Annotated in this window: 27 protein-coding genes and 1 tRNA gene; 19 read left to right on the top strand and 9 right to left on the bottom strand. The window is 61.1% G+C overall.

All coding sequences use genetic code 11. The features are described 5' to 3' along the window. Window positions 1–118 precede the first annotated feature (118 nt). The 3 genes from ODJ80_RS06700 (at window position 119) to ODJ80_RS06690 (ending at window position 2,009) form a co-directional block, all read left to right on the top strand. A tRNA-Ile gene (locus ODJ80_RS06700) sits at window positions 119–195 on the top strand. A 262-nt stretch (window positions 196–457) separates the two neighbouring features. Beyond that, window positions 458–1,492: a glucuronyl esterase domain-containing protein gene (locus ODJ80_RS06695; RefSeq protein ID WP_263041451.1), complete on the top strand. Its 1,035-nt coding sequence runs from the start codon at window positions 458–460 to the stop codon at window positions 1,490–1,492. A gap of 28 nt (window positions 1,493–1,520) precedes the next feature. Continuing rightward, window positions 1,521–2,009 carry a SprT-like domain-containing protein gene (locus tag ODJ80_RS06690; RefSeq protein WP_263041450.1) on the top strand — a complete coding sequence of 163 codons (489 nt, stop codon included), beginning with the start codon at window positions 1,521–1,523 and terminating at the stop codon, window positions 2,007–2,009. Window positions 2,010–2,091: 82 nt separating this feature from the next. On the opposite strand, the gene ODJ80_RS06685 is transcribed toward ODJ80_RS06690, so the two are convergent. The 9 genes from ODJ80_RS06685 to ODJ80_RS06645 all read right to left on the bottom strand — a co-directional run bounded on the left by ODJ80_RS06685 (window position 2,092) and on the right by ODJ80_RS06645 (window position 8,349). Continuing rightward, complete coding sequence (locus ODJ80_RS06685) at window positions 2,092–2,499, bottom strand: hypothetical protein (RefSeq protein ID WP_263041449.1); 408 nt, start codon at window positions 2,497–2,499, stop codon at window positions 2,092–2,094. 56 nt (window positions 2,500–2,555) lie between these two features. Continuing rightward, entirely contained in the window at window positions 2,556–3,356 is an 801-nt protein-coding gene (locus tag ODJ80_RS06680) for an amidohydrolase family protein (protein ID WP_263041448.1), read from the bottom strand. A gap of 559 nt (window positions 3,357–3,915) precedes the next feature. Continuing rightward, window positions 3,916–4,164: a 30S ribosomal protein S18 gene (gene rpsR / locus ODJ80_RS06675; protein WP_263041447.1), complete on the bottom strand. Its 249-nt coding sequence runs from the start codon at window positions 4,162–4,164 to the stop codon at window positions 3,916–3,918. 52 nt (window positions 4,165–4,216) lie between these two features. Continuing rightward, window positions 4,217–4,687, bottom strand: a complete 471-nt coding sequence (locus ODJ80_RS06670) for a single-stranded DNA-binding protein (RefSeq protein WP_263041446.1) — start codon at window positions 4,685–4,687, stop codon at window positions 4,217–4,219. 27 nt (window positions 4,688–4,714) lie between these two features. Next, window positions 4,715–5,104: a 30S ribosomal protein S6 gene (rpsF, locus tag ODJ80_RS06665; protein ID WP_317619877.1), complete on the bottom strand. Its 390-nt coding sequence runs from the start codon at window positions 5,102–5,104 to the stop codon at window positions 4,715–4,717. Between the two features lie 132 nt (window positions 5,105–5,236). Continuing rightward, window positions 5,237–5,881: a hypothetical protein gene (locus ODJ80_RS06660; RefSeq protein WP_263041445.1), complete on the bottom strand. Its 645-nt coding sequence runs from the start codon at window positions 5,879–5,881 to the stop codon at window positions 5,237–5,239. Between the two features lie 63 nt (window positions 5,882–5,944). Further along, complete coding sequence (locus tag ODJ80_RS06655; RefSeq protein ID WP_263041444.1) at window positions 5,945–6,820, bottom strand: UTP--glucose-1-phosphate uridylyltransferase; 876 nt, start codon at window positions 6,818–6,820, stop codon at window positions 5,945–5,947. 36 nt (window positions 6,821–6,856) lie between these two features. Further along, window positions 6,857–7,909: an RING finger protein gene (locus ODJ80_RS06650; protein ID WP_263041443.1), complete on the bottom strand. Its 1,053-nt coding sequence runs from the start codon at window positions 7,907–7,909 to the stop codon at window positions 6,857–6,859. A 218-nt stretch (window positions 7,910–8,127) separates the two neighbouring features. Then, complete coding sequence (locus tag ODJ80_RS06645; protein ID WP_263041442.1) at window positions 8,128–8,349, bottom strand: helix-turn-helix transcriptional regulator; 222 nt, start codon at window positions 8,347–8,349, stop codon at window positions 8,128–8,130. Window positions 8,350–8,522: 173 nt separating this feature from the next. On the opposite strand from ODJ80_RS06645, the gene ODJ80_RS06640 reads away from it, so the two are divergent. The 16 genes from ODJ80_RS06640 to ODJ80_RS06565 all read left to right on the top strand — a co-directional run bounded on the left by ODJ80_RS06640 (window position 8,523) and on the right by ODJ80_RS06565 (window position 24,999). Next, a complete protein-coding gene (locus ODJ80_RS06640; RefSeq protein WP_263041441.1) occupies window positions 8,523–8,714 on the top strand; it encodes a YlcI/YnfO family protein in 192 nt (63 codons plus the stop codon). Between the two features lie 140 nt (window positions 8,715–8,854). Beyond that, the gene (prfB, locus tag ODJ80_RS06635) at window positions 8,855–9,982 is read left to right on the top strand and encodes a peptide chain release factor 2 (protein ID WP_263041440.1); all 1,128 of its coding nucleotides are present in this window, start codon (window positions 8,855–8,857) and stop codon (window positions 9,980–9,982) included. A 105-nt stretch (window positions 9,983–10,087) separates the two neighbouring features. Then, a complete protein-coding gene (locus ODJ80_RS14090; protein WP_317619876.1) occupies window positions 10,088–10,807 on the top strand; it encodes a hypothetical protein in 720 nt (239 codons plus the stop codon). Window positions 10,808–10,992: 185 nt separating this feature from the next. Then, window positions 10,993–11,457 carry an NfeD family protein gene (locus ODJ80_RS06625; protein WP_263041439.1) on the top strand — a complete coding sequence of 155 codons (465 nt, stop codon included), beginning with the start codon at window positions 10,993–10,995 and terminating at the stop codon, window positions 11,455–11,457. 3 nt (window positions 11,458–11,460) lie between these two features. Further along, the gene (locus ODJ80_RS06620) at window positions 11,461–12,390 is read left to right on the top strand and encodes an SPFH domain-containing protein (protein WP_263041438.1); all 930 of its coding nucleotides are present in this window, start codon (window positions 11,461–11,463) and stop codon (window positions 12,388–12,390) included. A 162-nt stretch (window positions 12,391–12,552) separates the two neighbouring features. Next, window positions 12,553–12,810, top strand: a complete 258-nt coding sequence (locus tag ODJ80_RS06615) for a hypothetical protein (RefSeq protein ID WP_263041437.1) — start codon at window positions 12,553–12,555, stop codon at window positions 12,808–12,810. A gap of 159 nt (window positions 12,811–12,969) precedes the next feature. Then, entirely contained in the window at window positions 12,970–13,470 is a 501-nt protein-coding gene (purE, locus tag ODJ80_RS06610) for a 5-(carboxyamino)imidazole ribonucleotide mutase (RefSeq protein ID WP_263041436.1), read from the top strand. Window positions 13,471–13,533: 63 nt separating this feature from the next. Further along, window positions 13,534–14,763, top strand: a complete 1,230-nt coding sequence (locus ODJ80_RS06605) for an aminopeptidase (protein WP_263041435.1) — start codon at window positions 13,534–13,536, stop codon at window positions 14,761–14,763. 37 nt (window positions 14,764–14,800) lie between these two features. Beyond that, window positions 14,801–15,967 carry a phosphoribosylformylglycinamidine cyclo-ligase gene (gene purM, locus ODJ80_RS06600; RefSeq protein ID WP_263041434.1) on the top strand — a complete coding sequence of 389 codons (1,167 nt, stop codon included), beginning with the start codon at window positions 14,801–14,803 and terminating at the stop codon, window positions 15,965–15,967. Beyond that, complete coding sequence (gene purN / locus ODJ80_RS06595; RefSeq protein WP_263041433.1) at window positions 15,961–16,587, top strand: phosphoribosylglycinamide formyltransferase; 627 nt, start codon at window positions 15,961–15,963, stop codon at window positions 16,585–16,587. Before purM ends, purN begins: the two co-directional genes overlap by 7 nt. A 641-nt stretch (window positions 16,588–17,228) precedes the next feature. Then, complete coding sequence (locus tag ODJ80_RS06590; RefSeq protein WP_263041432.1) at window positions 17,229–17,930, top strand: IMP cyclohydrolase; 702 nt, start codon at window positions 17,229–17,231, stop codon at window positions 17,928–17,930. 24 nt (window positions 17,931–17,954) lie between these two features. Further along, window positions 17,955–19,133 (top strand): phosphoribosylaminoimidazolecarboxamide formyltransferase, encoded by a 1,179-nt coding sequence (locus ODJ80_RS06585; RefSeq protein WP_263041431.1) that lies wholly within the window; start codon window positions 17,955–17,957, stop codon window positions 19,131–19,133. 27 nt (window positions 19,134–19,160) lie between these two features. Beyond that, complete coding sequence (locus ODJ80_RS06580; protein WP_178862451.1) at window positions 19,161–19,610, top strand: HAD family hydrolase; 450 nt, start codon at window positions 19,161–19,163, stop codon at window positions 19,608–19,610. Window positions 19,611–19,630: 20 nt separating this feature from the next. Beyond that, the gene (gene purD, locus ODJ80_RS06575) at window positions 19,631–20,902 is read left to right on the top strand and encodes a phosphoribosylamine--glycine ligase (RefSeq protein WP_263041430.1); all 1,272 of its coding nucleotides are present in this window, start codon (window positions 19,631–19,633) and stop codon (window positions 20,900–20,902) included. A 121-nt stretch (window positions 20,903–21,023) separates the two neighbouring features. Then, entirely contained in the window at window positions 21,024–23,555 is a 2,532-nt protein-coding gene (locus ODJ80_RS06570; RefSeq protein WP_263041429.1) for an AMP-binding protein, read from the top strand. A gap of 157 nt (window positions 23,556–23,712) precedes the next feature. Beyond that, window positions 23,713–24,999: a Gfo/Idh/MocA family protein gene (locus tag ODJ80_RS06565; protein ID WP_263041428.1), complete on the top strand. Its 1,287-nt coding sequence runs from the start codon at window positions 23,713–23,715 to the stop codon at window positions 24,997–24,999. The last annotated feature ends 42 nt before the right edge of the window (window positions 25,000–25,041 follow it).

Below are 25,041 nucleotides of genomic sequence, written 5' to 3'. Positions count from 1 at the left end.
TTTTTCGCTGGCAAATGATACTGTAAGATAGATAGCAACAGGCTCTCCCTCTTGCAAATGGCTGGGAAATGTGCTATCATAGAAAAGCATGAGCGCCGTCCCACAAGGACGGCCCTGCGGACCATTAGCTCAGTTGGTCAGAGCAGTCGGCTCATAACCGATCGGCCCGGGGTTCGAGTCCCTGATGGTCCACCAGCAAACCACCGCACCCAGCGTGCGGTGGTTCTTTTTTTGCTGTGAAAACAGCAAAAAATGTCGGTGGAAGGAGAACTCCTTGCGGGGAGGGCTGGCTTGTTTTATGAATGAGCGCCGGGGACTCGAGCCCGAGAGGGGAATCATTTTTGCCGGTAGAAAAAGGGAAAAGCCCGCTTCAAAACGGATGAACGGCTTTACAAATTCGCTGTAAGCTCCTATAATGAAGCCGAACTGTCATCTTTGGGAAGGAGAGTTGAAAAGCGTGAGTGTGCCCAAGAATTTGCCCTGTTTCGCCGGCGCCTCCAGGGAAGAGGCCATGGAGCTGCTGTGGAAATGGGAGTACGGCTGCCCGCTGCCCCTGCCGGACCAGCTGGAGTTTCGAGAGGTGCGCCAGGAAGAGGGGGCCCTGGCAGGAAAGGCCGTTCACCGGTGGATGGAGGCGGAGGCCCGCTGGAAGGAGGGTTCCTTTACCTTCCCCTTCCATGTGATGTGCCCCAAAGCCCAGGCGCCGGTACCGGGGGTGGTGTTGCTGAACTTCACCCCCGCTGTGCCGGATTTTTACCTGCCCTCCGAGGAGCTGTGCGACCTGGGGCTGGCGGTGGCCTCCTTCTGCTACGAGGACGTGTCCCCGGACGATGGGGACTTCCAGTCCAAGCTGGGGGCGGCCCTCTCCATCGACCGGAGCCGTCTGGACGCTCCCGGCAAGCTGATGCTGTGGGCCTGGGCGGCCCGGCTGGTGGGACAGTACCTGGGCTCCCTGCCGGAGGTGGACCCGCACTGGCTGGCGGTGGCGGGGCACTCCCGCCTGGGAAAAGCGGCCCTGCTGGCCGGCGCCCTGGACCCCCAGTTCCAGGTGGTGTTCTCCAATGATTCCGGCTGCGCCGGGGCGGCCCTGTACCGGGGCAAGACTGGGGAGACCTGGGCGGATATCGGCCGGGTGTTCCCCTTCTGGTTCTGCCCACCCTTCTCCCAGAAAGTCCCAGCGCCGGAGGACCTTCCCTTTGACCAGCACTTCCTGCTGTCCCTCATGGTCCCCCGGCGGCTGTATGTGGCTAGTGCCGTGGAGGACTTGTGGGCGGACCCCACCGCTGAATTCCGGGCCTGCGTAGCGGCCTCCTCCGCCTATGAGGCCCTGGGCCTGCCGGGGCTGGTCTGTCCGGAGGGGGCGCCCCAGGTGGGGCAGGCCTATCATCAGGGGCGCATCGGGTACCACCTTCGCCCGGGCGGGCACTTCCTCAGCCGGGAAGATTGGCGGCTGTTCGCGGCCTACCTGCGGGCCCAAAAAAGCGTGCCCTAAAGACCTGCGCAGAGAGAGGAGCGCCGCTATGACACAGGAGGAATTGAATGCCCAGCTTGCCGCCCTGGCAGAGGAGCTGCGGGGGATGGGCGTCCCCATTTCCCGGGAAATATCTCCTCAAGTAGAGGTCAACTCCCGGGCCCAGCGGCGGCTTGGGTGCTGTATTCAAAAAAAGGGCGCCTTCACCATCCAGGTGTCGGCCCGGCTGCTGGGCCAGCCGGAATTGCTGCGAAATACCCTTCTCCACGAGCTGCTCCACACCTGTTACGGCTGCCAAAACCACGGAAAACGGTGGAAAGCCTATGCCCAGAAGGTGGGGCAGGCTTTGGGCGTGGATATCCGGCGGACGGCGCTGGTGGAGGAATCTTGGGTGCCCCTGCGGCGGGAGGAAGTGAAATACCTGCTGCGGTGCCAAAGCTGTGGGAGGGTTATCCCCCGGCGCCGGAGGTCTAAGGCCGTGGAGCACCCAGAGCGTTACCGCTGTGCCTGTGGCGGGAAGTTGGAGCGGGTACAGTGAAATACTGCGAAGCGCAAAAAAGGATTGCTGGCTTTTTGACCGGCAATCCTTTTTCACGCTTTCCGCTGTTATCTTTTATGCTTCAATTTTGGTGAACCAGTTTTTTAAAGTCCGCCGCGGTGGTGTGGGAGCGGTACAGCTGTGGCTCTTCTGCTACATCCTCTCCCAGATAGTAGAAGTCGATGTAATCCCCGTTTACATCCACTACCGCGCCCACGGTGCCGCTTCCGGCCTGATTGATCTGCAGGAAATAATCCGGGTAGTAGGCAAACAGGGAGAAATCCTTATCCAGGGGCTCGGCGTCCTCCAGCACCTGGCAAAAGCCTTCAATGCGCTGCGCCTTCTGGGAGGAACTGGCGTTCAGGTGGAGCAGCTTGGTTTGGTTGCCATAGCCCTGCAGCAGGTCCAACGTCTGGGCGTCCGGACGGGAGCAGCCTGCGCACAAAGCCAAACTGGCCGCCGCCAGCAGGGCACATAGGACTTTTTTCATAGGAATCTCCTTTCCCGGGCCGTTTTCCCTTATTGTACCCAGTTTCCGCGGAATTGTCAAACTGTGATGCCGAATAGCTCTTCCGCGTTCCGGCAGGCGATGCGCTCCCGCTGGGCCGGCGTCAGGTCCGCCGCCTCCAGCAGGGCCTTTTCTGCGGGCACGGTGCTCCAGGGGCAGTCAGTGGCGAAGAGCACTTTGTCCACCCCATGCAGGTGGATCAGCTCAGAGAGCTCCTGGGCGTTTAAAAAGTGAGAGGCAAAGGCCGTGTCAAAGTACACGTTTTTCTTCCCCGCCAGGTGTTTGGCGGCTTCCTGGGGCATATCCATGCCCCCCATGTGGGCGGCAATGATAGTCAGCCGGGGGAACAAATCCGCAATCTTCCCCAGCACGTCCGGGGGGCAGTGGACCAGGTTGGGGGAGAGGGGGTCCCGCCCGGTGTGGAAGGCAATGGGAAGCCCCAGCTTTTCCGCCTCCTCATAGATGGGCAGAGCGGCCTCATCCCCGATGAAGAACTCCTGGTAGTCGGGGTGCAGCTTAATGCCGTACAGGCCCATCCCCTTAACGCGGCGCATCTCCTCCAGGGCGTTCTCCGCGAAGGGGTATACGCTGCCAAAGCAGTAGATATTGCCGTGCTGGGATTCCTGGGCAAAGTTGTTCACTGAGGTCTGCTGGTGGGCGGTGGTGGCGATGTGCAGGGCCATTCCTCCGGCGCAGCCCCAGTCCTCCAGGTTTTGTACGGTCCCAGAGCGGGTGCCGTCGCTATAGGTTTCGCATTTGCTGATCTCCCGCAGCTTGGGCAGGGCTTTGCCCGCCAGCTTGTCCGGGAAAAAGTGGATGTGCGTATCAAAATATTTCATGCGATCAAGTTATCTCCTTTCTGGCGCGTGGCCGCGCGGGACAAGCCGCCTTCTTGCGTGACCCAAGGGCGAGTCCTTCCGCAAAAGTTGGGTGGAGACAAGTAAAAGTTTTTAGTCAAGTTTTTTTTCAAAAAACTTGCGAGGTGTGGAGCAGAGCTCCACGGCCCTAAGGGGGGTGCGGGACCGTAGGTCCTGCCTTCCCAAGCGTCAGCAAAAATGGGGGGACGTATGTCCCCCTTTTTTGAAGTAGGGGAAGGCAGGGGCTTGCGCCCCTTGCAACCCCGGAAGGTCTTGGGGTTTCACCCCAAACCCCACAAGCCTTTTGAAAAAGGCTTGAGCGAAAACTTTACTTGTCTCCACCCGGCCAAAGCGCGGGCTTTCCAGTTAGCGGCCCTCAGAAAGCCCCGGCGCCTTTAAGCGCCGTGCGCGTCATGTCCTGCGCGGCCACGCGCCGCGGCTCGTCCAGTCCGGTCACGGACCGCGTCTTGAGTGCCCAGGCACTGGGCAAATGAAAAGAGACTTTCCGCCAAAGCAGAAAGTCTCTTGGTGAGACACAAAATCAGTCGGAAGTATAGGGCAGCAGGGCCAGGTGACGGGCACGCTTGATGGCGACCGTCAGGGCGCGCTGATGATGGGCGCAGGTGCCGGTGACACGCCGGGGGAGGATCTTGCCTCTCTCGGAGATGAAACGGCGGAGCTTGGCCACATCCTTATAGTCGATATACTCCATATGATCCACGCAGAAGCTGCAGACCTTCTTGCGGCCCTTGCGTCCGCGGCGGACTTCTCTTTCGGGTCTATCTGCCATAGCCAAAAAGCCTCCTTTGCTTTTTCAAATAAGGGGGAGAGGGGACATTTCCTTAAAAGGGCAGGTCGTCGTCTCCCAAAATCTCCTCGAAATCCTCGGTGCTGCCGCTGGAATAGGCGGGAGCAGGCTCGTTAAAAGCAGCAGGCTGGCTGGGCGCGGGGCGGTCAAAGCTTTGGCCATATTCCCCGCTGGAGGCCGTGTCCCGTTTAGAGCCGGTAAAGCTCACATCGTTTGCCACAATCTCCACAGCCTTGCGCTTGTTGCCGTTTTTGTCCTCATAGCTCCGGGTCTGGATGGTGCCGTTCACCGCCATCATCTGGCCCTTTGTGAAATACTTGCACACAAATTCCGCCGTCTGGCGCCATGCTACCACGTCGATCCAATCGGTTTGGCGCTCGGTGCCGGCCTTAGAGTAGTTCCTGTCCACCGCAAGGGTAAAAGAGGTAACAGAAAGGCCGCTGGCGGTATGTCTCAATTCCGGGTCGGCCGTAAGCCGGCCCATCACAACAGCAACATTCAGCATGATCTCAAGGTACTCGCTTTCACTAGATTACTCTGCGGAGCTTTCCACTGCCTCGGCGGCGATGGCTTCCACGTCGATGTTCTTCTCTTCGGTCTTCTGGGCCTTCTGGGCATTCACATGCCGGGGGTCCCGCTTGATGATGATGGTCCGCAGAATGCCGTCAGTAATCTGATAGCGGCGGTCCAGCTCGGCGGTAAACTCCGGGCTGCTCTGGAAATTAATCAGAGTGTAGTAGCCCTCGGTCTGCTTCTGGATGGGATAGGCGAAGCGGCGCTTCCCCCAATCGTCAACACCTTCAACAGTACCGTGCTCTTCGATGAGAGCCTTGAACCGGTTTACGAGCTCCGCGCTGCCCTCTTCCCCCAGCTTGGCGGAAGTGACGATAACGGTCTCGTACAAGTTCATTCCCTCTGCCATTTGTATTGCACCTCCTTTTGGTCTTTTGGCCCCGGGCTGTTTTGTCCCGGAGCAAGGATTGAAAGTCAACGGGAAATATTATATCATAGATCTTTGAAAAGTCAAGGAAATTCTGCGAATACCGGCTTTTTTTTACCCCTCATACGCGCCCATGCACAGCTCCATCAGGTGCACAGCGCGCGCACCGCCCAGCAGCAGGCCAGAGGTGCACCGGTTGCAGTAAGTTGCCGCGAGCGGGGCGGTCAGTTTGGCGGCCTGCTCCGCCATCAGCCGCTTTTGTTCCTCCTGCGGGAATTCATACAAGGGCACGCCGGGGCGGCTGGCCGCCAGGGCCGCGTTCTCCGGGGTTTGGGGTTCGAAATGGAGATTCCCGCAGAACACAGACTTTTCCCGGTTCTCCTCCAGCTCCAGCACCTTCACGCCCATCTTGGCAAGGCATCCCCGTGCCGCGTCGAAAACCTCCGGATGGCGGCGGTCCCGCCAGCAGTCCTGCACGTTTACCGTCAGCCCGCGGTAGTCGGGCCAGGGGAAATCCGCCTGCTCCAGCAGCCATACAAACAGGTTCTCCGGGATGAGCTGGTTGCCTGGCTTTTGTTCCAAAGTCTCCCGGCAGGCCTGGCAGAAGTACAGGGCTTTGTCCCCGGCGGGATAGGGGGTGTTGTCCACCCGGCAGCAGCCCGCCACCGGCATCTTTTCTTTTAAATAGGACCGCAGCCGCCGGGCCGCCTTGGGGCTGGCCTTGGTAAAGTTGCAGCTGGGAAAGTAAATGGCGCCCATGGCAAACGCTCCTTCCAAAACAATTGCCCCCAGAGGGGCTTGCCTTCTCTGGGGGGCAAAGGGTTACAGGGTCTTGCACAGCTCTTTCAAATAGGCCCGGAAGTCCTCGCCGATCTCCGGATGCTGCAGGGCCACCTCCACGCTGGCCTGCATAATGCCCAGCTTGTTGCCCATGTCATAGCGGGTACCGGTGAAGTCTACGGCTACCATGCCGTCACGGCGGGCCAGGGCTTTCATGGCGTCGGTCAGCTGGATCTCGCCTCCCGCCCCGGGAGGAGTCCTGTCCAGAATGTCAAAGATCTCCGGGGGCAGCACGCACCGCCCCAAAATGGAGTAAAGGGAGAATTCCTGCCCCGGTTGGGGCTTCTCCACCATATCGGTGCAGCGAAAATAGTTCTCCCGGATAGGCTCCACTTTCAGGGAGGAGTACTTGCGAATGGCCTCTGGGGAGACTTCTTTTACCCCTACCACGCCCAGGCCGAATTCCTCCCACGCCCGGATGAGCTGGCCGCAGGCCGGGTCCTCCCCCAGGATGACGTCGTCCCCGTAGAGCACGGCAAAGGGCTCATCCCCTACAAACTCCCGGGCGCAGCCGATGGCATGGCCCAGGCCCTTGGTCTCCTTCTGCCGCACATAGAAGATGTTGGCCAGCTTGGAGATGCTTACAACCTGGTCTAAAATGGCCTCTTTGGCGGGGTCCCCCGCCAGGCGGCGCTCCAGCTCGGGGGCGCGGTCAAAGTGGTCCTCCAATAGGCCCTTGCCCCGGTTGGTGATGATGAGGATGTCCTCAATCCCAGCCGCGGCAGCCTCTTCCACAATGTATTGGATGGCGGGCTTGTCCACAATGGGGAGCATTTCCTTGGGCATCACTTTGGTGGCGGGCAGCACCCGGGTGCCCAGCCCCGCCGCGGGGATCACCGCCTTGCGTACCTTTTTCATATCGCTCTCCTCCTTCTTTCAGGCTTCCTCTGGGGGTTAAAGCAGCCACAGGGGAAGGTTTAAAATAATCAGGTAGCACACCCCCAGGCAAATGGCAAGGGGGGCGTTTACACCGCCCTTGGCGTCCAGGGTGTTGTTTGGGTCCCCGTCGTTCCCGGCGGCCTTCACCGCCTGTGCCGTACGGATGCAGTGGCGCATATACATTTTGTTGGCCCGAAAGCCCACAATGACCATGACAATCAGCATGGCGCCGGCAAGCAGCAGAGGCAGGCACATCAGCAGCATCTGGGTGGGAGAGGCAAGCTGCGCCATAGCCATGTATTGGGCGTTGGTGGGGTACATCATCTGGGTGGAATCCATCCCGATCTGCCCCATCAGATCCACTAAGACTGGATAGGCCCCCAGGTAAAGGGAGCATTGAAACGCCGTGTACAGGGCAAACATCAGCACCGTGACCAGTGTTCCATATTTGTACTGCTTGCGGAAGAGCATCCAGGGGCCGGAGAAGAGAAACGCCGTAAAGTTGAACTTGTTTTTGCCCGTGTGCTTTATGTGGCGGAACACGGGCATATAATAGGCGGTGTTCTGCTTCACCAGCTTAGAGGCGTCCCCAAAGGTGACGCCGGTGTCCAGCACCTCCGCAGGGGAGACGCCGCCCATGGGGTCAAACGAGAAGGGGGGCACTGTGCCGCCGTAACCCGTAAAAGGAGGGGGCGTGCCCTGGTTCTGATAGGCCTGGCCATAAGGGGCTGCGCCCTGGCCCCGGCCGGGGTTGGTGTTGTTGTACTGCCGCGGTTCCCCCGTGAGAGAGGCCCCGCACACACTGCAGAATAGGGCGCTGTGAGCGTTCAGGGTGCCGCACACAGGGCACTCCCGGTCCTTGATCTCCGCGCTGGGGTCGGGGGCTTTGGGTGGGGCGGGCGGCTCCCAGGCCTTGCCCGCCTTGTGCAGCTCCTCAAAAATGCACTGGCCCTTTTCCTGATAACACGCCCGATGGTACGGAGCCCCGCACTCTGGGCAGACGACGATGTCGTCCCCAGAGCGGAAGGGTACCCCGCACACGGGGCACTTTATCCCTGTATAGTCCATCTTGAGTGGTCCTTTCCATAAATGAGAATTTCAGTGTTTTTTCTTATTTTACACGATTCTTCTGAAAAGCGCAACGAGAACTGGCGGAATTTTCACTCTGTTAACAAGTTTTACGGATTCTTCAAAAGCGCGCCGGGGTGCGGGCGCCGGACGCCCAAAAGGGGAAAAGAAAAAGCGCCCGGGGCCGCCCGGGCGTTTTCGAGAGGGGTTGAGAGGGATTATTGAAGGAAATCCTTCATCGCGCGGCCATACAGCTGGGAGAGCAGGTACAGATCCTCAATGCTGGGGGTGGTGTGGCCGGTTTCGTAGTAGGTGTAGGTGGGGCGGCTGACGCCCAAAAGCTGGGCCACCTCCTCTTGAGAGTACCCCTCTTCGCCCCGGAATTTCCGCAGGTTTTCCCGCAGCCGCTGGCGCAGCTCCTCTTTGGTTGCAGGTGTCATTTTGTTCCCTCCCTTTATTGCCAGATTAGCACACCCCGTCCAGCAATGCAATCCCACGGTTTTGCGTTTCTTATTTGCATTACATCCATGTCATGCACAATGTAATGCAGACTTTTCATGCATCCTGCGTTACAATAATTGGGAAGAATCTGGAAAGGCTGGTGTATGAGGGCGTGAGAGAATTTCGTATCCCCAACCGTATTCCAAAAGCCCCCACCAGCACCAATAAATCCGTCCGTTTTCCCAATGAAGTGATCGAGCAGGTGGAAACAGCCATTCGAGACACAGATTGCACCTTTTCCGCCTTTGTGGTGGAAGCCGTCCGCGTGGCTTTAGAAAATTTGGAGGAACAGCAGGAAGAATGAGATCAGCCGCCCCAAGGAGCGGCTGTTTTTCTGGCCGGATATTCCCAGCGCGGCGGCACAGGAGCTGCGCTTGACAGGGAGGGGGCTTCCCGGGTATAATATCTGTAACTATGGATTTTTGGAAAGGTTGTCCGTCATCTATGCTGCAATTTGAAGAACTGAAACGTCAGCTGGAAGAGCAGGAAAAAGCCCTGGAGGACCTGGGCCAGGCCCTGGGCCTGGAAAAGCTGCGGGAAGAGGTGGAAATGCTGGAGCATAAGTCCGCCGAGCCCGGCTTCTGGGACAATATGGAGCAGGCCCAGAAGGTCACCCAGCGCATGGCCTCCTTAAAGGATAAGGACCAGGCCTATCAAAAGCTGGTGGACCGTGCCGGGGACTGCATGGCCCTCATCGAAATGGGGGACGAGGCCGAGGACCTCTCCCTGGTGGATGAGGCCAAGGAGGAGATCGAGGCCATCACCGGCGAGATCGCCTCTATGAAGCTGTCCACCCTGCTCACCGGCGAGTACGATAAGAACAACGCCATTTTGACCTTCCACGCGGGTTCCGGCGGCACCGAGGCCCAGGACTGGGCCGAGATGCTGTTCCGCATGTACAACCGCTGGGCGGAGCGCCACGGCTTTAAAGTCACCACCCTGGATTACCTGGATGGGGACGAGGCCGGCCTGAAGAGCGCCTCCATCATGGTGGAAGGCGAGAATGCCTATGGCTATTTGAAGAGCGAGGCGGGCGTACACCGCTTGGTGCGTGTCTCTCCCTTTGACGCCGCGGGCCGCCGCCACACCTCCTTCAGCTCCCTGGAGGTCATGCCTGAAATGGAGTTGGACAACACCGTGGAGATCCCCCCGGAGGACATCAAAATGGAGGTCTACCGGGCCAGCGGCGCGGGTGGCCAGAAGGTCAATAAGACCTCTTCCGCCGTGCGCCTGATCCACATTCCCACGGGCATCACCGTCTCCTGCCAGGTGGAGCGCAGTCAGTACCAGAACCGGGAAGTGGCCATGAAAATGCTGGTGGCCAAGCTGGTGGAGATCAAAGAGCGGGAAAACCTGGAGAAGATCTCCGACATCAAGGGCGAGCAGAAGGAGATCACTTGGGGCAGCCAGATTCGCTCCTATGTGTTCATGCCCTACACCATGGTCAAGGACCACCGCACCGGGTATGAGACGGGCAATGTCAACGCTGTGATGGACGGCGACCTGGACGGCTTTATCAACGCCTACCTCACCGCCCAGAGCCAGGGCACCCTGGGGGAGAATATCGAATAAGCCCGGAAAAGTTCAGACAGAAGCAGCCTTCCCTTGGGAGGGCTGTTTTTTTGTCACTTCCCAGCCCTGCCGCCCATATACTGAGGGGGAAAGGGGAGTGTGCCTATGAGCGACCACATCTATTACTATGGGCGGTGCTGTTGCCCTGGTCCCCCCGGCCCCACGGGAGCCCAAGGTCCCCCCGGCCCCGCGGGAGAGCGAGGCCCTGCGGGCCCCACCGGGTCCACAGGCCCGCAAGGCCCCACCGGCATCACCGGCCCGCAGGGCCCTTCCGGGGCTACGGGGCCCGCTGGGGAGCCTGGCCCCGCAGGAGAGCGCGGGCCCACAGGCCCCACTGGGGTACCCGGCCCTGTTGGTCCTACGGGGGCAACGGGAGCGCCGGGGGCCGCCGGACCCGTAGGCCCCACAGGGGCCACGGGAACGGTCCCGGCGGACAGCGCCGCCTCTTTTTTTAATTATCAGGCCCAGTTCACACCGGGGCAGCCTGTGGACCTTTTCCCCGGCGCAACAGACCCCACAGGGGCCATCGCCCAGGCGGGCAGCCAGGCTGTCGCCCTGGCAGCGGGCCGGTACTTGGTCAGCTGCAAGGTCTCCGCCACCCTGGTGCAACCGGGCTATATCCAAATAACCCCCAGCTACAATGGGACTCCCCACCTAAATGAAGGGATTTACTTCGCCACCACAGCCAACGGGTCCAGCGCGGTGGGGTCGGCCCATTTCATCATTCAGGCGCCCAGCGCCACCACTTTCTCCCTGACCTACTCCGGCTCACTGTCCGCTTCCAATGGCGAGGTAAACCTCACTTTCCTGGGCCTGCGGGTCTAAGCGGTTTTCCCACTGCGGGCAGGGCACCGGGGACTGGAGGGAAAAACTTTTGGCAAAAATTGGTAAAATTCCTCGAAATCCCCCGGGCCATCCCTTGCTTTTTTGCCCGAGTTCGTGTATAGTAAAGCCAAAGCCCCGCATGTATGGCCGAGGGAGTGGGCGGGGCCGGGAAAGGGGGCTCTTGGATGAACACGATGGGCATTTTTTGGCTGGGCGTTATGATCCTGGCCGCTGTGGTGGAGGCTGCTGTGCCAAGCCTTGTCTCGGTGTGGTTTGTGCCGGGGGGCCTGGCTGCCCTCATCGTCAGCCTGCTGGGCGGCCAGCTGTGGCTGCAGGCGGCGGTGTTCCTGGCGGTGTCCGCCATCGCCCTGGCCCTGACCCGGCCCCTTTCTAAGCGGCTGCTGAACCGCCGCCGGGAGCGCACCAACGCAGACCGGGTGGTGGGGGCCGCGGGCCTGGTTACCCAAGATGTTGACAATGTGCGGGCTACGGGCCGCGTCTCTGTGATGGGGAACAGCTGGTCCGCCCGTTCCGTGCAGCCCGAGGGGAAAATCCCCGCCGGCACCCGGGTACGGGTCCACGCCATCGAGGGGGTCAAGCTGCTGGTCACGCCGGAGGCCGCCCCCGCCCAAGAGGAGAAGGAGAGGTAAAACATGTTTGATCCCGCTGTGTTTGGCACCCTGTTTATTGTGGTGGTGCTCATCGTGTTCGTGCTGGCCGTCATCGTGGCCAACATTAAGATCGTCCCCCAGGCTCACGCCTTTGTGGTGGAGCGCCTGGGCGCCTTCCATGCCAGCTGGGGCACCGGCCTGCATGTGAAGATCCCGTTTTTGGACCGGATCGCCAAAAAGGTCAGCCTGAAGGAGCAGGTCATCGACTTCCCGCCCCAGCCGGTCATCACCAAGGACAATGTCACCATGCAGATCGACACAGTGGTCTATTTCCAGATCACAGACCCCAAGCTCTATGCCTACGGCGTGGAGAACCCCATTTCCGCCATTGAGAATTTGACCGCCACCACCCTGCGGAACATCATCGGCGAGATGGAGCTGGACCACACCCTTACCTCCCGGGACGTAATCAACTCCAAAATCCGGGTGGTGCTGGACGAGGCCACCGACGCCTGGGGCATCAAGGTCAACCGGGTGGAGCTGAAGAATATTGTGCCTCCCAAGGAGATCCAGGACTCCATGGAGAAGCAGATGAAGGCCGAGCGGGAGCGCCGGGCCAAAATCCTGGACGCCGAGGGTGAAAAGCGCAGCGCCATCCTCATCGCCGAGGGCCAGAAGGAGTCCGCCGTGCTGAAGGCGGAGGCCATCAAGGAGACCAAGATCCGAGAGGCTCAGGGCGAGGCTGAGGCGGTGCTCACCGTGCAGAAGGCTGTGGCCGACGCCATCAAGCTGATGAACGAAGCCAACCCCTCGGATGGGGTCATTGCCATCAAGAGCCTGGAGGCCTTTGAGAAGGCCGCCGATGGCAAAGCCACAAAGATCATCATTCCCTCCAATATCCAGAGCCTGGCGGGCCTTGCCACCTCTGTCAAGGAGCTGATGACCGATGTCCCCCCAGCAGAAAAAGGGTAAAAAGAGGAATCCTGTCAGAAGGGGGAGAGCGCTCGGGCGCCTCCCCTTTTCTTTTTTTGGACCGGCGTTCTCAAAGAGAAACATCGCGCTCAGTTTTAGTGCTATACTAAAAACTGTAAGAGAATGGGCGCGCTTTGCGCCGGGAATTAGGAGGGGAGTGCAGTGAAAAAGAAAGGTGCCGCCTGGAAGGGAGTCCTGCTGTGCGCCGCCGCCTTTGCCCTGCCCCTGTGCCTGGGCGCCGGCCCGGCGGCGGGGCAGAAGGGCCCGGTGGGGGAGGGGGAGATCAGAATAGATCCCGGCATTATGCTGCCGGGGCCGGATGCCCCCACGCCAGAGCCCCTTCCAATCACCCCGCTGCCGGGGTTTGGAGAGGAAAAACCCGCCCCGGAGGAGGAAGCGCCCCTGCTGCCCCTGGGATAAGGGGCCAAAAAGAGAGGACAGGCCATGGGCCTGCCCTTTTCTTTTTTCAGGGGATGGGGGTGGAAACCTTGCGCTTTTTGTAAATTCAGTGTATACTTTTCCTGAATGGCACCACGGAGCAGTGGGGCCCGTTTGTTTTTGGAAAGGATGAGTTCACGAATGAGCAAAAAGGTAGCAGTCATTATGGGCAGCGACAGCGACTTCCCCACCGTGGCCCCGGCCGTCAAGCGGCTGAAGGGCTTTGGCATCCCGGTGGAAGTGCGGGTCATGTCTGCCCACCGGACGCCGGACGCGGCGGCGGAGTTCTCTAAAACCGCCAGGGATAACGGCTTTGGCGTCATCATTGCCGCGGCGGGGAAAGCGGCCCACCTGGCCGGTGTGCTGGCGGCCCATACCACCTTGCCGGTAATCGGCATTCCGGTGAAGTCCTCCACGCTGGATGGCCTGGACGCTTTGCTTGCCACCGTGCAGATGCCCTCGGGCATTCCCGTGGCCACCGTGGCCATCGACGGGGCCGACAACGCCGCCATCCTGGCCTGCCAGATGCTGGCCCTCTCCGACGAGGGGCTGGCGGCCCAGCTGGCCCAGATGAAAGAGGAAATGGCCCAGGGCGTGGCCAAGAAAAACGCCGCCCTGCAGGAGAAAGTGGCCGCCCTGTAAAGCGGCACTGCACATGCTTTGGATTCGCCCCCTTTCTCTGCGGGGCGGGAAAGGGGAACGCTTATGAAAAAAACGGTCCTGCGCAAATACGCCCAGCTGGCTGTGCGCCGGGGGGCCAATGTAAAGAAGGGCCAGGGCTGTGTCATCTACGCCCAGGTAGAACAGCACGAGTTCGCCCAGATGGTGGCTGAGGAGGCCTACCGGGCCGGCGCCAAGTGGGTGGAGCTGCGCTGGGAGGACCAGGCCTGCACCAAGCTGAAGTACCGCCATGAGAGCCTTTCCCAGCTCTCCCAGGTGGCAGAGTGGGAAAAGGCCCGCATGCAGCATTATGTGGACACCCTGCCCGCTATGATCCACATTTCCTCCGCGGACCCGGACGGCCTCAAGGGCGTCAACGTGGAGAAAATGCAGAAGTCCGGCGCCGCCCGGGGCATGGCCCTCAAGTCCTATCACGACGCCCTGGATAACAAGTACCAGTGGTGCATCATCGCGGTGCCCTCCAAAAAATGGGCCAAGAAGGTCTTCCCCGGGGAGCGCACCAGCGCCGCGGTGGAGAAGCTGTGGCAGGCCATTTTGGAGACCGTGCGCGTCACCGAGGACAACGACCCCATGGCAGAGTGGGAAGCCCACGACGCCAAGCTGAAATCTCACTGCGAGAAGCTCAACGCCCTGGATTTGGACTACCTCCACTACCAGGCGCCCAACGGCACGGACTTTACGTGCTGGCTCATCCCAGGGGCGCAGTGGCACGGCGGCGGGGACACGCTGCCCGACGGCACCTTCTTTGACCCCAACATGCCCACGGAAGAGGTGTTCACCTCCCCCATGCGGGGCCGCTGCGAGGGGACGCTGGTGTCCACTTTGCCCCTGTCCTACCAGGGCAACCTGATCGACAAGTTCTCCATCACTTTTGCAAACGGGCGGGTGGTCTCCTGCCAGGCGGAGCAGGGCCAGGCCCTGTTAGAGCGCATGGTGGCCATGGACGAAGGCGCCGCCATGCTGGGCGAGCTGGCTTTGGTGCCGGTGGAGTCCCCCATCTCCCAGCAGGGCATTCTGTATTACAACACCCTGTTTGATGAAAACGCCGCCTGCCATGTGGCCCTGGGCCGCGGCTTTAATGAGGTTATCCCCGGTTTTGACACCATGAGCGGTGAGGAGCTGAAAGCCAAGGGCATCAACGATTCTATCATCCATGTGGATTTTATGATCGGCTGTGAGACACTGAACATCACCGGCTACACCCGGGACGGCCGCGCCGTGCCGGTATTCACCAACGGGAACTGGGCCCTGTAAGGCGCCTTTCCGACAAAAGAGAAGGAGGATTTTCCCTATGACCGAGGAAAACAAGCTGGCCGCATCGGAAACCGGCCATCTGAACAGTTACAGCGACAGCTATAAAGCCGCGGGCGTGGACGTGACCGCCGGGTATCAATCGGTAGAGCTGATGAAGCAGCACGTCAAGCGCACGGTCATTCCCGGCGTGGTCTCCGGCATCGGCGGGTTCGGCGGCCTGTTCGCTCCGGACCTTTCCGGCATGGAGGAGCCGGTGCTGGTCTCCGGCACCGACGGTGTGGGCACCAAGCTGAAAATCGCCATGCTGCTGGATAAGCACGACACCATCGGTATCGACGCCGTGGCCATGTGCGTCAACGACGTGGTGTGCTGCGGCGCTAAGCCCCTGTTCTTTTTGGACTACATCGCCTGTGGGAAGAACTTTCCGGAGAAGATCGCCCAGATCGTAGCCGGCGTGGCGGAAGGCTGCGTTCAGTCCGGCTGCGCCCTCATCGGCGGGGAGACCGCCGAACACCCCGGCATGATGGCTCCCGACGATTACGATCTGGCGGGCTTCACCGTGGGCATTGTGGACAAGAAGAAGATTGTGGACGGCTCCCACCTGCAGGCCGGGGACGTGCTGTTGGGTGTGAAGTCCTCCGGCGTGCACTCCAACGGGTTCTCCTTGGTGCGCAAGGTCTTTGGCATCGGCGCCATGGATATGCCTAACGTGGGCGGTGACGGCCTGGTGGGAGCCGCCATGAACTTGACCGCCTCTGTGGCCAAAATGTTCGCCCAGGACCAGGCCATTGTAAACACCTACTACGACGAGTTGGGCGCCACCCTGGGGGAGACCCTGCTCACCCCTACCCGCATTTACGTCAAGCCCCTGCTGGCGGCCATGGAAGCTGCGGATATCAAGGCGGTCTCCCACATCACCGGCGGCGGGTTCTACGAGAACATCCCCCGCATGATGAAGCCGGGCCTCACCGCCAAAGTGGAAAAGGCTAAGGTGCCGGTGCTGCCCATCTTCCAGCTCATCCAGAAGGCCGGGGATATCCCGGAGCGGGACATGTTCAACACCTTCAACATGGGCATTGGGCTGTGCGTGGCCGTCTCCAAAGAGACCGCCCAGTCCGCCCTGGACGCCTTTGCCGCCGCCGGGGAGGAAGCCGTCCTCCTGGGCGAAGTGGTGGAAGGGGACGAGGGGGTCGTGCTGTGCTGAACATCGGCGTGCTGGTGTCCGGCGGGGGCACCAACCTGCAGAAGCTCATCGACGCCCAAGCTGCCGGACAGATCAAAAACGGCCGGCTGCGGGTGGTCATCGCCAGCCGCCCGGACGCCTACGCCCTGGAGCGGGCGAAAAAGGCCGGCATCGAGGCCGTCACCCTGCGGCGGAAGGATTACCCGGACGTGGACGCCTACAGCCAGGCCCTCATCGACGCCCTGAAGGAGCGCCAGGTGGATTTGGTGGTGCTGGCGGGCTTTCTCACCATCACCGGGGACAACTTTGTGGAGGCCTTCCGCAACCGCATTATCAACGTGCATCCGGCCCTGCTGCCCGCCTTTGGGGGCAAGGGCTATTATGGGCTCCATGTCCACGAGGCAGCCTTGGCCCGCGGGGTCAAGGTCACCGGGGCCACGGTCCACTTTGTCAACGAGGTCTGCGACGGCGGGCCCATCATCCTGCAAAAGGCGGTGGAGGTAAAGGAGGGGGACACCCCGGAGATCCTCCAGCGCCGGGTGATGGAGGAAGCCGAGTGGATTTTGCTGCCCCAGGCGGTGTCCCTGTTCTGCCAGGGCAAGCTGTCCGTGGAGGACGGCGTGGTGCACATCGCGGAATAAGAGAGACAAGTAAAGTTTTTGATCAAACTTTTTTCAAAAAGTTTGTCAGGGTGTGGGATGAAATCCCACGACCTTGTCCTTAAACCGGCGCAGCCGTAAAAAGAAAGGCAGGGCGGCGCCCGCATGCGCCCAACGGGCGATAGGGCGAGGCCCGGTTGCGGAGGCAGGCGGTTGAGATCCCCCGCCGCTCGTTTCACACGCTTTGGGGAGATCTCAGGCAGGATAGGAGATAGTCTCCCGCCGTCGAGGACGGCGTTAAGAAGTCTCGCCTGCCGGCTCGGTCGGCGCTGAACGGTGCCCACTGGGCACCAGCGCCCCCGGCGAGGGGTCCTGCGTGCCAGTGGCACGCGTCCAGGACCGACCGGAGCGGAAGCGGAGACTCTTAGAAAAACATCCCACTGGGATGTTTTTCGTATCTTTCCTGCGCTTGCTGATGCGAAAAAGGCCGCAGGGGCTTTGCCCCCGCACCCCCACAGCTTTTGAAAAAGCTGGCAAAACTTTTACTTGTCTCTACCCAACTTGTGTGGAGGGACCCGCCCTTGCCGCAGGCAAGAAGGAGGCCTGTTCTGCGGGACCACCCGCGCGCCTTCAGCGTTGCACATTTCGGAAGAAACAGCTCATTTTTAGAGAGGAGCATCACCATGAAACCAGTGGATATCAAGCAGGACCTGGCGGGCAACAGCTACCCCGGCCGGGGCATCGTCATCGGCCAGAGCGCCGATGGGAAAAACGCCGTCATCGCCTACTTCATCATGGGCCGCAGCGTCAACAGCCGCAACCGCGTCTTTGTGGAGGAGCCCGACGGCATCCGCACCGAAGCCGCCGACCCCGCCAAAATGGAGGACCCCAGCCTCATCATCTACCACCCGGTGCGGCAGATGGGCCGGGGGCTTATCATCACCAACGGCGACCAGACCGACACCATCCGGGACTTTCTGGAAAAGGGCCTCCCCTTCGAGCAGGCCCTGCGCACCCGGGAATTCGAGCCCGACGGCCCCAACTGGACCCCCCGCATCTCCGGGCTTTTAAGCCCCGACGGCAGCTATAAGCTGTCTATCCTCAAGGCCGCCGACGAGGCCGGTACCGGCTGCCTGCGCCAGACCTTCGAGTACCCGGGCCAGCCGGGCCTGGGCCACTTTATCCACACCTATAAGCAGGACGGCGACCCCATCCCCTCCTACGAAGGGGAGCCCACCCCTGTCTCCATCGAAGGGGATATCGACGCCTTCACCGCCAGCCTGTGGGAGAACTTAAACGAAGACAACAAGGTCTCTCTGTTCACCCGCTTTATCAACCTGGAGACCGGTAAAGCGGAGACCCGCATCGTCAATAAGAACCAGTGATTTTTCGGAAAGGATGAGAGGAACATGGCAAACGAATTGGCCCTGAAGTACGGCTGCAACCCCAATCAAAAGCCCTCCCGCATCTTTATGAAGGATGGCGCGGAGCTGCCCGTCACCGTTTTGAACGGCAAGCCCGGGTATATCAACTTTCTGGACGCGTTGAACAGCTGGCAGCTGGTGAAGGAGCTGAAAGAGGCCACCGGCCTGCCCGCCGCCGCCAGCTTTAAGCACGTCAGTCCCGCGGGGGCGGCGGTGTATGTGCCCCTGTCCGATACCTTAAAGAGAATCTACTTTGTGGACGATCTGGAGCTCTCCCCCTTAGCTTCCGCCTACGCCGCCGCCCGGGGCGCCGACCGCATGTCCTCCTACGGGGACTGGGCCGCCCTCTCCGACGTGTGCGACAAGGAGACTGCCCTGCTCTTAAAGCGGGAGGTGTCCGACGGCGTCATCGCCCCCGGCTACACCGACGAGGCCCTGGCCATCCTGAAGGAGAAGCGCAAGGGCGGCTACAATGTGGTGCAGATTGACCCCGAGTACAAGCCCGCCCCCATCGAGCACAAGGACGTGTTCGGCGTCACCTTCGAGCAGGGCCGCAATGAGCTGAAAATCGACGAAAGCCTGCTGCAAAACCTGCCCACCCAGAACAAGACTCTCACCCCCGAGGCCAAGCGGGATTTGATTGTCTCTCTCATCACCCTGAAGTACACCCAGTCCAACTCTGTGTGCTATGTGAAAAACGGCCAAGCCATCGGCGTGGGGGCCGGCCAGCAGAGCCGCGTCCACTGCACCCGCCTGGCGGGCAACAAGGCCGACAACTGGTACCTGCGCCAGTGCCCCAAAGTGCTGAACCTGCCCTTTAAGCCGGGCATCCGCCGGGCTGACCGGGACAACACGATCGACGTCTACATCGGCGACGAGTGCATGGATGTGCTCCGGGACGGCGCCTGGCAGCAGTTCTTCACCCAGAAACCCGAGGAGTTCACCCGGGAGGAGCGCCGGGAGTGGCTCTCCGGCATGACCGGCGTGGCCCTGGGCAGTGATGCCTTCTTCCCCTTTGGGGACAACATCGAGCGGGCCCACAAGTCCGGCGTGGAGTTCATCGCCCAGCCCGGCGGCTCCATCCGGGACGACAACGTCATCGAGACCTGCGATAAGTACGGCATCGCTATGGCCTTCACGGGCATCCGGCTGTTCCACCACTGAGCCTACAGGAGGAAGGGGGCGAAGCCCATGCGCAAGGCGATTTTTTGGGGGTTCCTGGGCACCTTGGCGGAGCCCGGCGCCCCGTCTCCCAACCCGTTGGACCCCGGCCAGTACCGTGTCTATCCCGACGCTGCCGCCACCTTGGCCCTGTGCGCCTATAAGGGCTATCAGAACTACATGCTGGCGGAGAGCTTCCCCCGCCTGACAGAGCTGCTGCCCAAGCTGCACCTGGAGCGCTTCTTCCCTGGCCGGGTGGTTTCCGGCCGGGTGGAGCTGGCAGGAAACCACGGGGAGGGCTTGTACCGCCGGGCGGAGCTTGCCGCCCATTTTCCCGGCATGATTTGGCTGGTCAGCGGCGATTCCCAGGAGCTGGCCGGCGCCAAGGCCGCTGGCTGGCGCACCATTCAGGTTCACGGGAAGGACGGGGGCGCGGACTTTGCCTGCCCCACCTTGACGGCTGTGTGGCATCTGTTGTAATGGAGAAAGGATGAGACCCAATGAAGATATTAGTGATCGGCAGCGGCGGGCGGGAGCACGCTATCGTCCGCAAGCTGAAGGAGAGCCCCCTGGTAGAGGCCCTGTACTGCGCCCCGGGCAACGGGGGCATCAGCCGGGATGCGGAGTGCCTTCCCGTGAACGCCATGGACAAGGAGGGCATGCTGGCCCTGGCTAAGGAGAAACAGGTGGATTTGGTGTTCGTGGCCCCGGACGACCCTCTGGCCGCGGGCATGGTGGACTTTATCGAGGCCGCGGGCATCCCCTGCTTTGGGCCCAACGCCGCCGCCGCCCAGATCGAGGCCAGCAAGGTGTTTTCCAAAAACCTGATGAAGAAGTACCGCATCCCCACCGCGGGGTATGAGGTCTTTGCCGACCCCGCCGCCGCCCTGGAGTACATCAGAGCTCAGGGAAAGTACCCTGCTGTTATCAAGGCCGACGGCCTGGCCCTGGGCAAGGGGGTCATCATCGCCCAGAATGAGGAGGAGGCCAAGGCTGCCCTGCACTCCATCATGGAGGACAAGATTTTCGGGGAAAGCGGCGCCCATGTAGTGGTGGAGGAATTCCTCACCGGCCCGGAGGTGTCCGTGCTGGCCTTCACCGACGGCAAGACCCTCAAGCCCATGGTGTCCTCCATGGACCACAAGCGCGCCTACGACGGGGACAAGGGCCCCAATACCGGCGGCATGGGTACCATCAGCCCCAACCCCTTCTACACCGATGAAGTGGCCCAGCAGTGCATGGAGACCATCTTCCTGCCCACCGTGCAGGCCATGAGCGCCGAGGGACGCCCCTTTAAGGGCTGCCTGTACTTTGGCCTGATGCTCACCCCGGAAGGCCCCAAGGTCATCGAGTACAACTCCCGTTTCGGCGACCCGGAAACCCAGGTGGTGCTGCCCCGCTTGAAGACGGATTTCGCCCAGATTGTCCAGGCCGTGGCCCAGGAGCGCCTGGCGGAAGTGGATATTCAGTGGGATGAGCGGGCCTGCGCCTGCGTGGTGATGGCCAGCGGCGGCTACCCCGGCAGCTACCCCAAGGGCATTGAGATCCACGGGCTGGATGCAAACGGCCAGGCCGAAGGCGTCACCGTGTACCACGCCGGCACCAAGCTGGAGGACGGCAAGTTCCTGACAAACGGCGGCCGGGTGCTGGGCGTCACCGCCCTGGGAGACACCCTGGAACAGGCCCTTTCCCGGGCTTACGCCGGGGTGGAGGCCATCTCCTTCGAGGGCGCTATGTACCGTAAGGACATCGGACGCACCCACCGGAAATAAGGCCTTTTTGCAGAAAAATGCAGGAATAAGCGAAGAAAATTGCACCGGACCCCTTGCCTAGCGCAGGGGGTTCGTACTATAATAGGCAGGTATACACTAAAAAAGAAGAGGTGGATTCTCCATGAAGATCAGTTTTTCAACTCTGGCCTGCCCAGATTACTCCTGGGTGGACATCTACTCCATGGCGAAAGACCTGGGCTTTGGCGGCATTGAGATCCGCGGCCTGGGAGAGGACATTTTCGCTGTTAACGCCCGCCCCTTTACGGACGAGCGACTGCCTAAGACTTTAGAAAAGCTGCGGTCCCTAGGACTGGAGATCCCCTGCCTGGCCTCTGGCTGCGGCCTGAAATATAAAGAGGACTTTGATAAGAATATCTCCGAGATCACCCAGTACATCGTGCTGGCCAAGAAGCTGGGCACCCCCTACATCCGGGTGCTGGGCGACCGCTACCCCCAGCCCGAGGGAGAGGTGGATGACGCCTTTGTGGCAGAGGCGCTAAAGCTGCTGGGCACCATCGCCCAGGGCTTCGGCGTGTGCCTGCTGGTGGAGACCAACGGCGTGTACGCCGACACCAAGCGCCTGCGCGCCCTGCTGGATAAGGTGAACATGCCCTCTGTGGCGGCCCTGTGGGACATGCACCACCCCTACCGCTACGCCGGGGAGTCCCCCAAAGAGACCGTGGCCCATTTGGGCAGCCTTATCAAATATGTCCATGTCAAGGACAGCGTTATGGTGGAAGGCCGTCCCCAGTACCGCATGATGGGCGAGGGCGACCTGCCCATCCCCCAGATGCTGGACGCCCTGGTGGATATCGGCTATGACGGGTACATCTCCCTGGAATGGGTGAAGCGCTGGGCCCAGGAGCTCTCCGACGCCGGCGTGGTGTTCCCCCAGTTTGCCAACTATATGCACGACTATTTCGCCACCCTCTCCATGAAGGAAGGGGAGCTGCAGGACAATCACAGCCATACAGGCAAGTATGTCTGGCCCAAGGAGACCCTCATCGACGCCACCTTCCCCGATGTGCTGGACCGCATGGTCAAGGAGTTCCCCGACCAGCCCTGCTTTAAGTACACCGAGCTGGATTACACCCGCACCTATTCGGAGTTCCGGGACGACGTGGACCAGTTTGCCCGGGCCCTCATCGCCATGGGGGTGAAGAAGGGGGACCATGTGGCTATTTGGGCCACCAACGTGCCCCAGTGGTACATCACCTTCTGGGCCACCACCAAAATCGGCGCGGTGCTGGTGACGGTGAACACCGCCTATAAGATCCACGAGGCCGAGTACCTGCTGCGCCAGTCCGACACCCACACCCTGGTGATGATCGACGGCTTCAAGGATTCGGACTATGTGGGCATCATCCAAGAGCTGTGCCCCGAGCTCCAGGACAGCCTGCCCGGCAAGCTCCACTCCAAGCGGCTGCCGGTGCTGCGCAATGTCATCACCATCGACAGCCGCCAGAAGGGCTGCTACACCTGGGAGCACGCCATGGGCCTGGGCGACTCCGTGCCCCCCACAGAGGTGGAGAACCGCCGCCGCCAGATCCGCCGGGACGACGTGTGCAACATGCAGTACACCTCCGGCACCACGGGCTTCCCCAAGGGGGTCATGCTCACCCACTACAACGTGGTGAACAACGGCAAGGCCATCGGCGACTGCATGGACCTCTCCACCGCCGACAAGCTGATGATCCAGGTGCCCATGTTCCACTGCTTCGGCATGGTGCTGGCCATGACCGCCGCCATGACCCACGGCACCACCATGTGTCCCATCACCGCGTTCTCCCCCCGGAAGGGCCTGCACTGCATCAACCAGGAAAAGATCACCGCTTTCCACGGGGTGCCCACCATGTTCATCGCCATGCTGGAACACCCGGATTTTGAAAAGACCGACTTCTCCCACATGCGCACGGGCATCATGGCTGGGTCTCCCTGCCCGGTGAAGGTGATGCAGGACGTGGTGGAGAAGATGCACATGCCGGAGATCTGCATTACCTATGGCCAGACGGAAGCCTCCCCTGGCTGCACCATGTCCAAGACCACTGACTCTTTGGATGTGCGGGTCAACACCGTGGGCGGCGCCATGTTCGGCGTGGAGTGCAAGATCGTGGACCCGGAGACCGGCGAGGACCTGCCCGACGAGGTGGACGGCGAGTTCTGTGCCCGGGGCTACAACATCATGAAGGGCTACTACAAGATGCCTGAGGCCACCGCCGCCGCCATCGACCAGGACGGCTGGCTCCACACCGGCGACTTGGCCCGCCGCACCCCCGAGGGTAACTTCAAGATCACCGGCCGCATCAAGGACATGATTATCCGGGGCGGCGAGAACATCTACCCCAAGGAGATCGAGGACTTCATCTACACCCATCCCAAGGTCCGGGACGTGCAGGTCATCGGCGTGCCCGACGAGCAGTACGGCGAGGAGATCATGGCCGTGGTCATCCTGAAGGAGGGGGAGACCTCTTCGGAAGAGGAGATCAAGACCTATGTGCGGGACCACATGGCCAAGCACAAGGTGCCCCGGTACGTCACCTTTGTCAAAGAGTTCCCCATGAACGCCGCGGGCAAGATTTTGAAATACAAAATGCGGGAAGACGCCGTAGAGATGCTGAAGCTGCAGAAGGCCGCCTCCATCGAGACAGCGTAATGCCCTGCGTAGTGGTTTAAAGGCGCGTGGCCGCGCAGAACTTCCGCCCTTGCGGAACGCAAGAAGGCGGCTTGTCCTGCGCGGCCACGCGCTTTCCCGCTCATTTCCTTGGAATAGAATGGACAGAAGAAAATCGAATGAAGAGAGGAAGTCTCCTATGAACGCACCCATAACCTTCGCTATCGCCGGGTTCGGCGACCGGGGCAGCACCTACGCCTCCATGCAACAGCTGTTCCCCGGCCAGATGAAAGTGGTGGCCGTGGCAGACCTGGACCCCCGCAAGGTGGAAAAGGCCCGCAGGCTCTACGATATCCCGGAGGAGAACTGCTTTTCCAGCGCTGAAGAGATGCTGGAAAATCCCAAACTGGCCGACGTGATGGTGGTCTCCACCATGGACCGGCAGCATGTGGGCCACGCTATCCCCGCCCTGCGAAAGGGCTACAACGTCCTGCTGGAAAAGCCCATCTCCCCGGAGCTTGCCAAGTGCAAGGAGATCTTAGAGGTCTCTGAGGAGTGCCCGGGCAAGGTGGTGGTCTGTCATGTGCTGCGGTACACCGTGTTCTACAACACCCTGAAGGACCTGATCGCCAGCGGCCGCATCGGGGACGTGGTCTCCATCTGCGCCAACGAGAACGTGGGCTATTGGCACCAGGCCCACTCCTTCGTGCGGGGCAACTGGCGCAACTCCCAGCAGACCAGCCCCATGATTCTGCAAAAGTCCTGCCACGATATGGACATCCTCACCTGGCTGGTGGGCAAGCCGTGCAAGTCCGTGTCCTCCATCGGCAGCAACACCCTGTTCCGGCCGGAACGCGCCCCGGAGGGGGCGTCCCTGCGCTGCCTGGACGGCTGCAAGGCCAAGGAGACCTGCCCCTTCGACGCGGAGAAGATCTACGTCACCAGCCCCAAAACGGGCTGTTTGCAGGGCACCAGCTGGCTGGCCGGGGTGCTCAGCTTAGAGGCCACCCAGGAGAGCACCTATCAGGCCCTGCGGGAGGGCCCCTACGGCCGGTGCGTCTACCATTGCGACAACGACGTGGTGGACCACCAGCAGACCAATCTGCTCATGGAGGATGGCTCCACCATCAGCTTCACCATGTGCGCCTTCACTGAGGACTGCTACCGGACTTTCAAGGCCATGGGCACCAAGGGGGAGATCGAGGCGGACATGAAGTCCAACCTCATCCGGGTGCGGGAGTTCGGCAAGGGGGAGGAAACCATCGACGTGGGAAAGCTCTCCAGCGATTTGAAGGGCCACGGCGGCGGCGACAGCGGCATCGTGAAGGACTTTTTGGAGATGCTCCTCACAGGCTCTCAGCCCAACGACCGCACCACCACCCTAGAGCACAGCATGGAGAGCCACTTCATCGCCCTGGCGGCGGAGGAGAGCCGTCTGCACGGGGGCCAAGTGGTGGACCTGGAAGAGTTCCGCGCCCGCACCTGATCTCACACAATAAAGTTTCGTGCCCTCCGGCAGCAGCCGGGG

The sequence above is a fragment of the Acutalibacter sp. LFL-21 genome (genome assembly GCF_025630755.1).
GTDB lineage: Bacteria > Bacillota > Clostridia > Oscillospirales > Acutalibacteraceae > Acutalibacter > Acutalibacter stercoravium.
Note: the sequence above shows the minus strand (reverse complement) of the source record. Positions and strands in the feature narration are given on the sequence as shown.

What these genes read in the sequence shown, in the direction of transcription:
- ODJ80_RS06690 (WP_263041450.1), top strand. Translation starts at nt 1,521, where the DNA reads ATGACACAGGAGGAATTGAATGCCCAGCTTGCCGCCCTGGCAGAGGAG.
- ODJ80_RS06685 (WP_263041449.1), bottom strand. Translation starts at nt 2,499, where the DNA reads ATGAAAAAAGTCCTATGTGCCCTGCTGGCGGCGGCCAGTTTGGCTTTG.
- ODJ80_RS06680 (WP_263041448.1), bottom strand. Translation starts at nt 3,356, where the DNA reads ATGAAATATTTTGATACGCACATCCACTTTTTCCCGGACAAGCTGGCG.
- rpsR (WP_263041447.1), bottom strand. Translation starts at nt 4,164, where the DNA reads ATGGCAGATAGACCCGAAAGAGAAGTCCGCCGCGGACGCAAGGGCCGC.
- ODJ80_RS06670 (WP_263041446.1), bottom strand. Translation starts at nt 4,687, where the DNA reads ATGCTGAATGTTGCTGTTGTGATGGGCCGGCTTACGGCCGACCCGGAA.
- rpsF (WP_317619877.1), bottom strand. Translation starts at nt 5,104, where the DNA reads ATGGCAGAGGGAATGAACTTGTACGAGACCGTTATCGTCACTTCCGCC.
- ODJ80_RS06660 (WP_263041445.1), bottom strand. Translation starts at nt 5,881, where the DNA reads ATGGGCGCCATTTACTTTCCCAGCTGCAACTTTACCAAGGCCAGCCCC.
- ODJ80_RS06655 (WP_263041444.1), bottom strand. Translation starts at nt 6,820, where the DNA reads ATGAAAAAGGTACGCAAGGCGGTGATCCCCGCGGCGGGGCTGGGCACC.
- ODJ80_RS06650 (WP_263041443.1), bottom strand. Translation starts at nt 7,909, where the DNA reads ATGGACTATACAGGGATAAAGTGCCCCGTGTGCGGGGTACCCTTCCGC.
- ODJ80_RS06645 (WP_263041442.1), bottom strand. Translation starts at nt 8,349, where the DNA reads ATGACACCTGCAACCAAAGAGGAGCTGCGCCAGCGGCTGCGGGAAAAC.
- prfB (WP_263041440.1), top strand. Translation starts at nt 8,855, where the DNA reads ATGCTGCAATTTGAAGAACTGAAACGTCAGCTGGAAGAGCAGGAAAAA.
- ODJ80_RS14090 (WP_317619876.1), top strand. Translation starts at nt 10,088, where the DNA reads ATGAGCGACCACATCTATTACTATGGGCGGTGCTGTTGCCCTGGTCCC.
- ODJ80_RS06625 (WP_263041439.1), top strand. Translation starts at nt 10,993, where the DNA reads ATGAACACGATGGGCATTTTTTGGCTGGGCGTTATGATCCTGGCCGCT.
- ODJ80_RS06620 (WP_263041438.1), top strand. Translation starts at nt 11,461, where the DNA reads ATGTTTGATCCCGCTGTGTTTGGCACCCTGTTTATTGTGGTGGTGCTC.
- purE (WP_263041436.1), top strand. Translation starts at nt 12,970, where the DNA reads ATGAGCAAAAAGGTAGCAGTCATTATGGGCAGCGACAGCGACTTCCCC.
- ODJ80_RS06605 (WP_263041435.1), top strand. Translation starts at nt 13,534, where the DNA reads ATGAAAAAAACGGTCCTGCGCAAATACGCCCAGCTGGCTGTGCGCCGG.
- purM (WP_263041434.1), top strand. Translation starts at nt 14,801, where the DNA reads ATGACCGAGGAAAACAAGCTGGCCGCATCGGAAACCGGCCATCTGAAC.
- ODJ80_RS06590 (WP_263041432.1), top strand. Translation starts at nt 17,229, where the DNA reads ATGAAACCAGTGGATATCAAGCAGGACCTGGCGGGCAACAGCTACCCC.
- ODJ80_RS06585 (WP_263041431.1), top strand. Translation starts at nt 17,955, where the DNA reads ATGGCAAACGAATTGGCCCTGAAGTACGGCTGCAACCCCAATCAAAAG.
- ODJ80_RS06580 (WP_178862451.1), top strand. Translation starts at nt 19,161, where the DNA reads ATGCGCAAGGCGATTTTTTGGGGGTTCCTGGGCACCTTGGCGGAGCCC.
- purD (WP_263041430.1), top strand. Translation starts at nt 19,631, where the DNA reads ATGAAGATATTAGTGATCGGCAGCGGCGGGCGGGAGCACGCTATCGTC.
- ODJ80_RS06570 (WP_263041429.1), top strand. Translation starts at nt 21,024, where the DNA reads ATGAAGATCAGTTTTTCAACTCTGGCCTGCCCAGATTACTCCTGGGTG.
- ODJ80_RS06565 (WP_263041428.1), top strand. Translation starts at nt 23,713, where the DNA reads ATGAACGCACCCATAACCTTCGCTATCGCCGGGTTCGGCGACCGGGGC.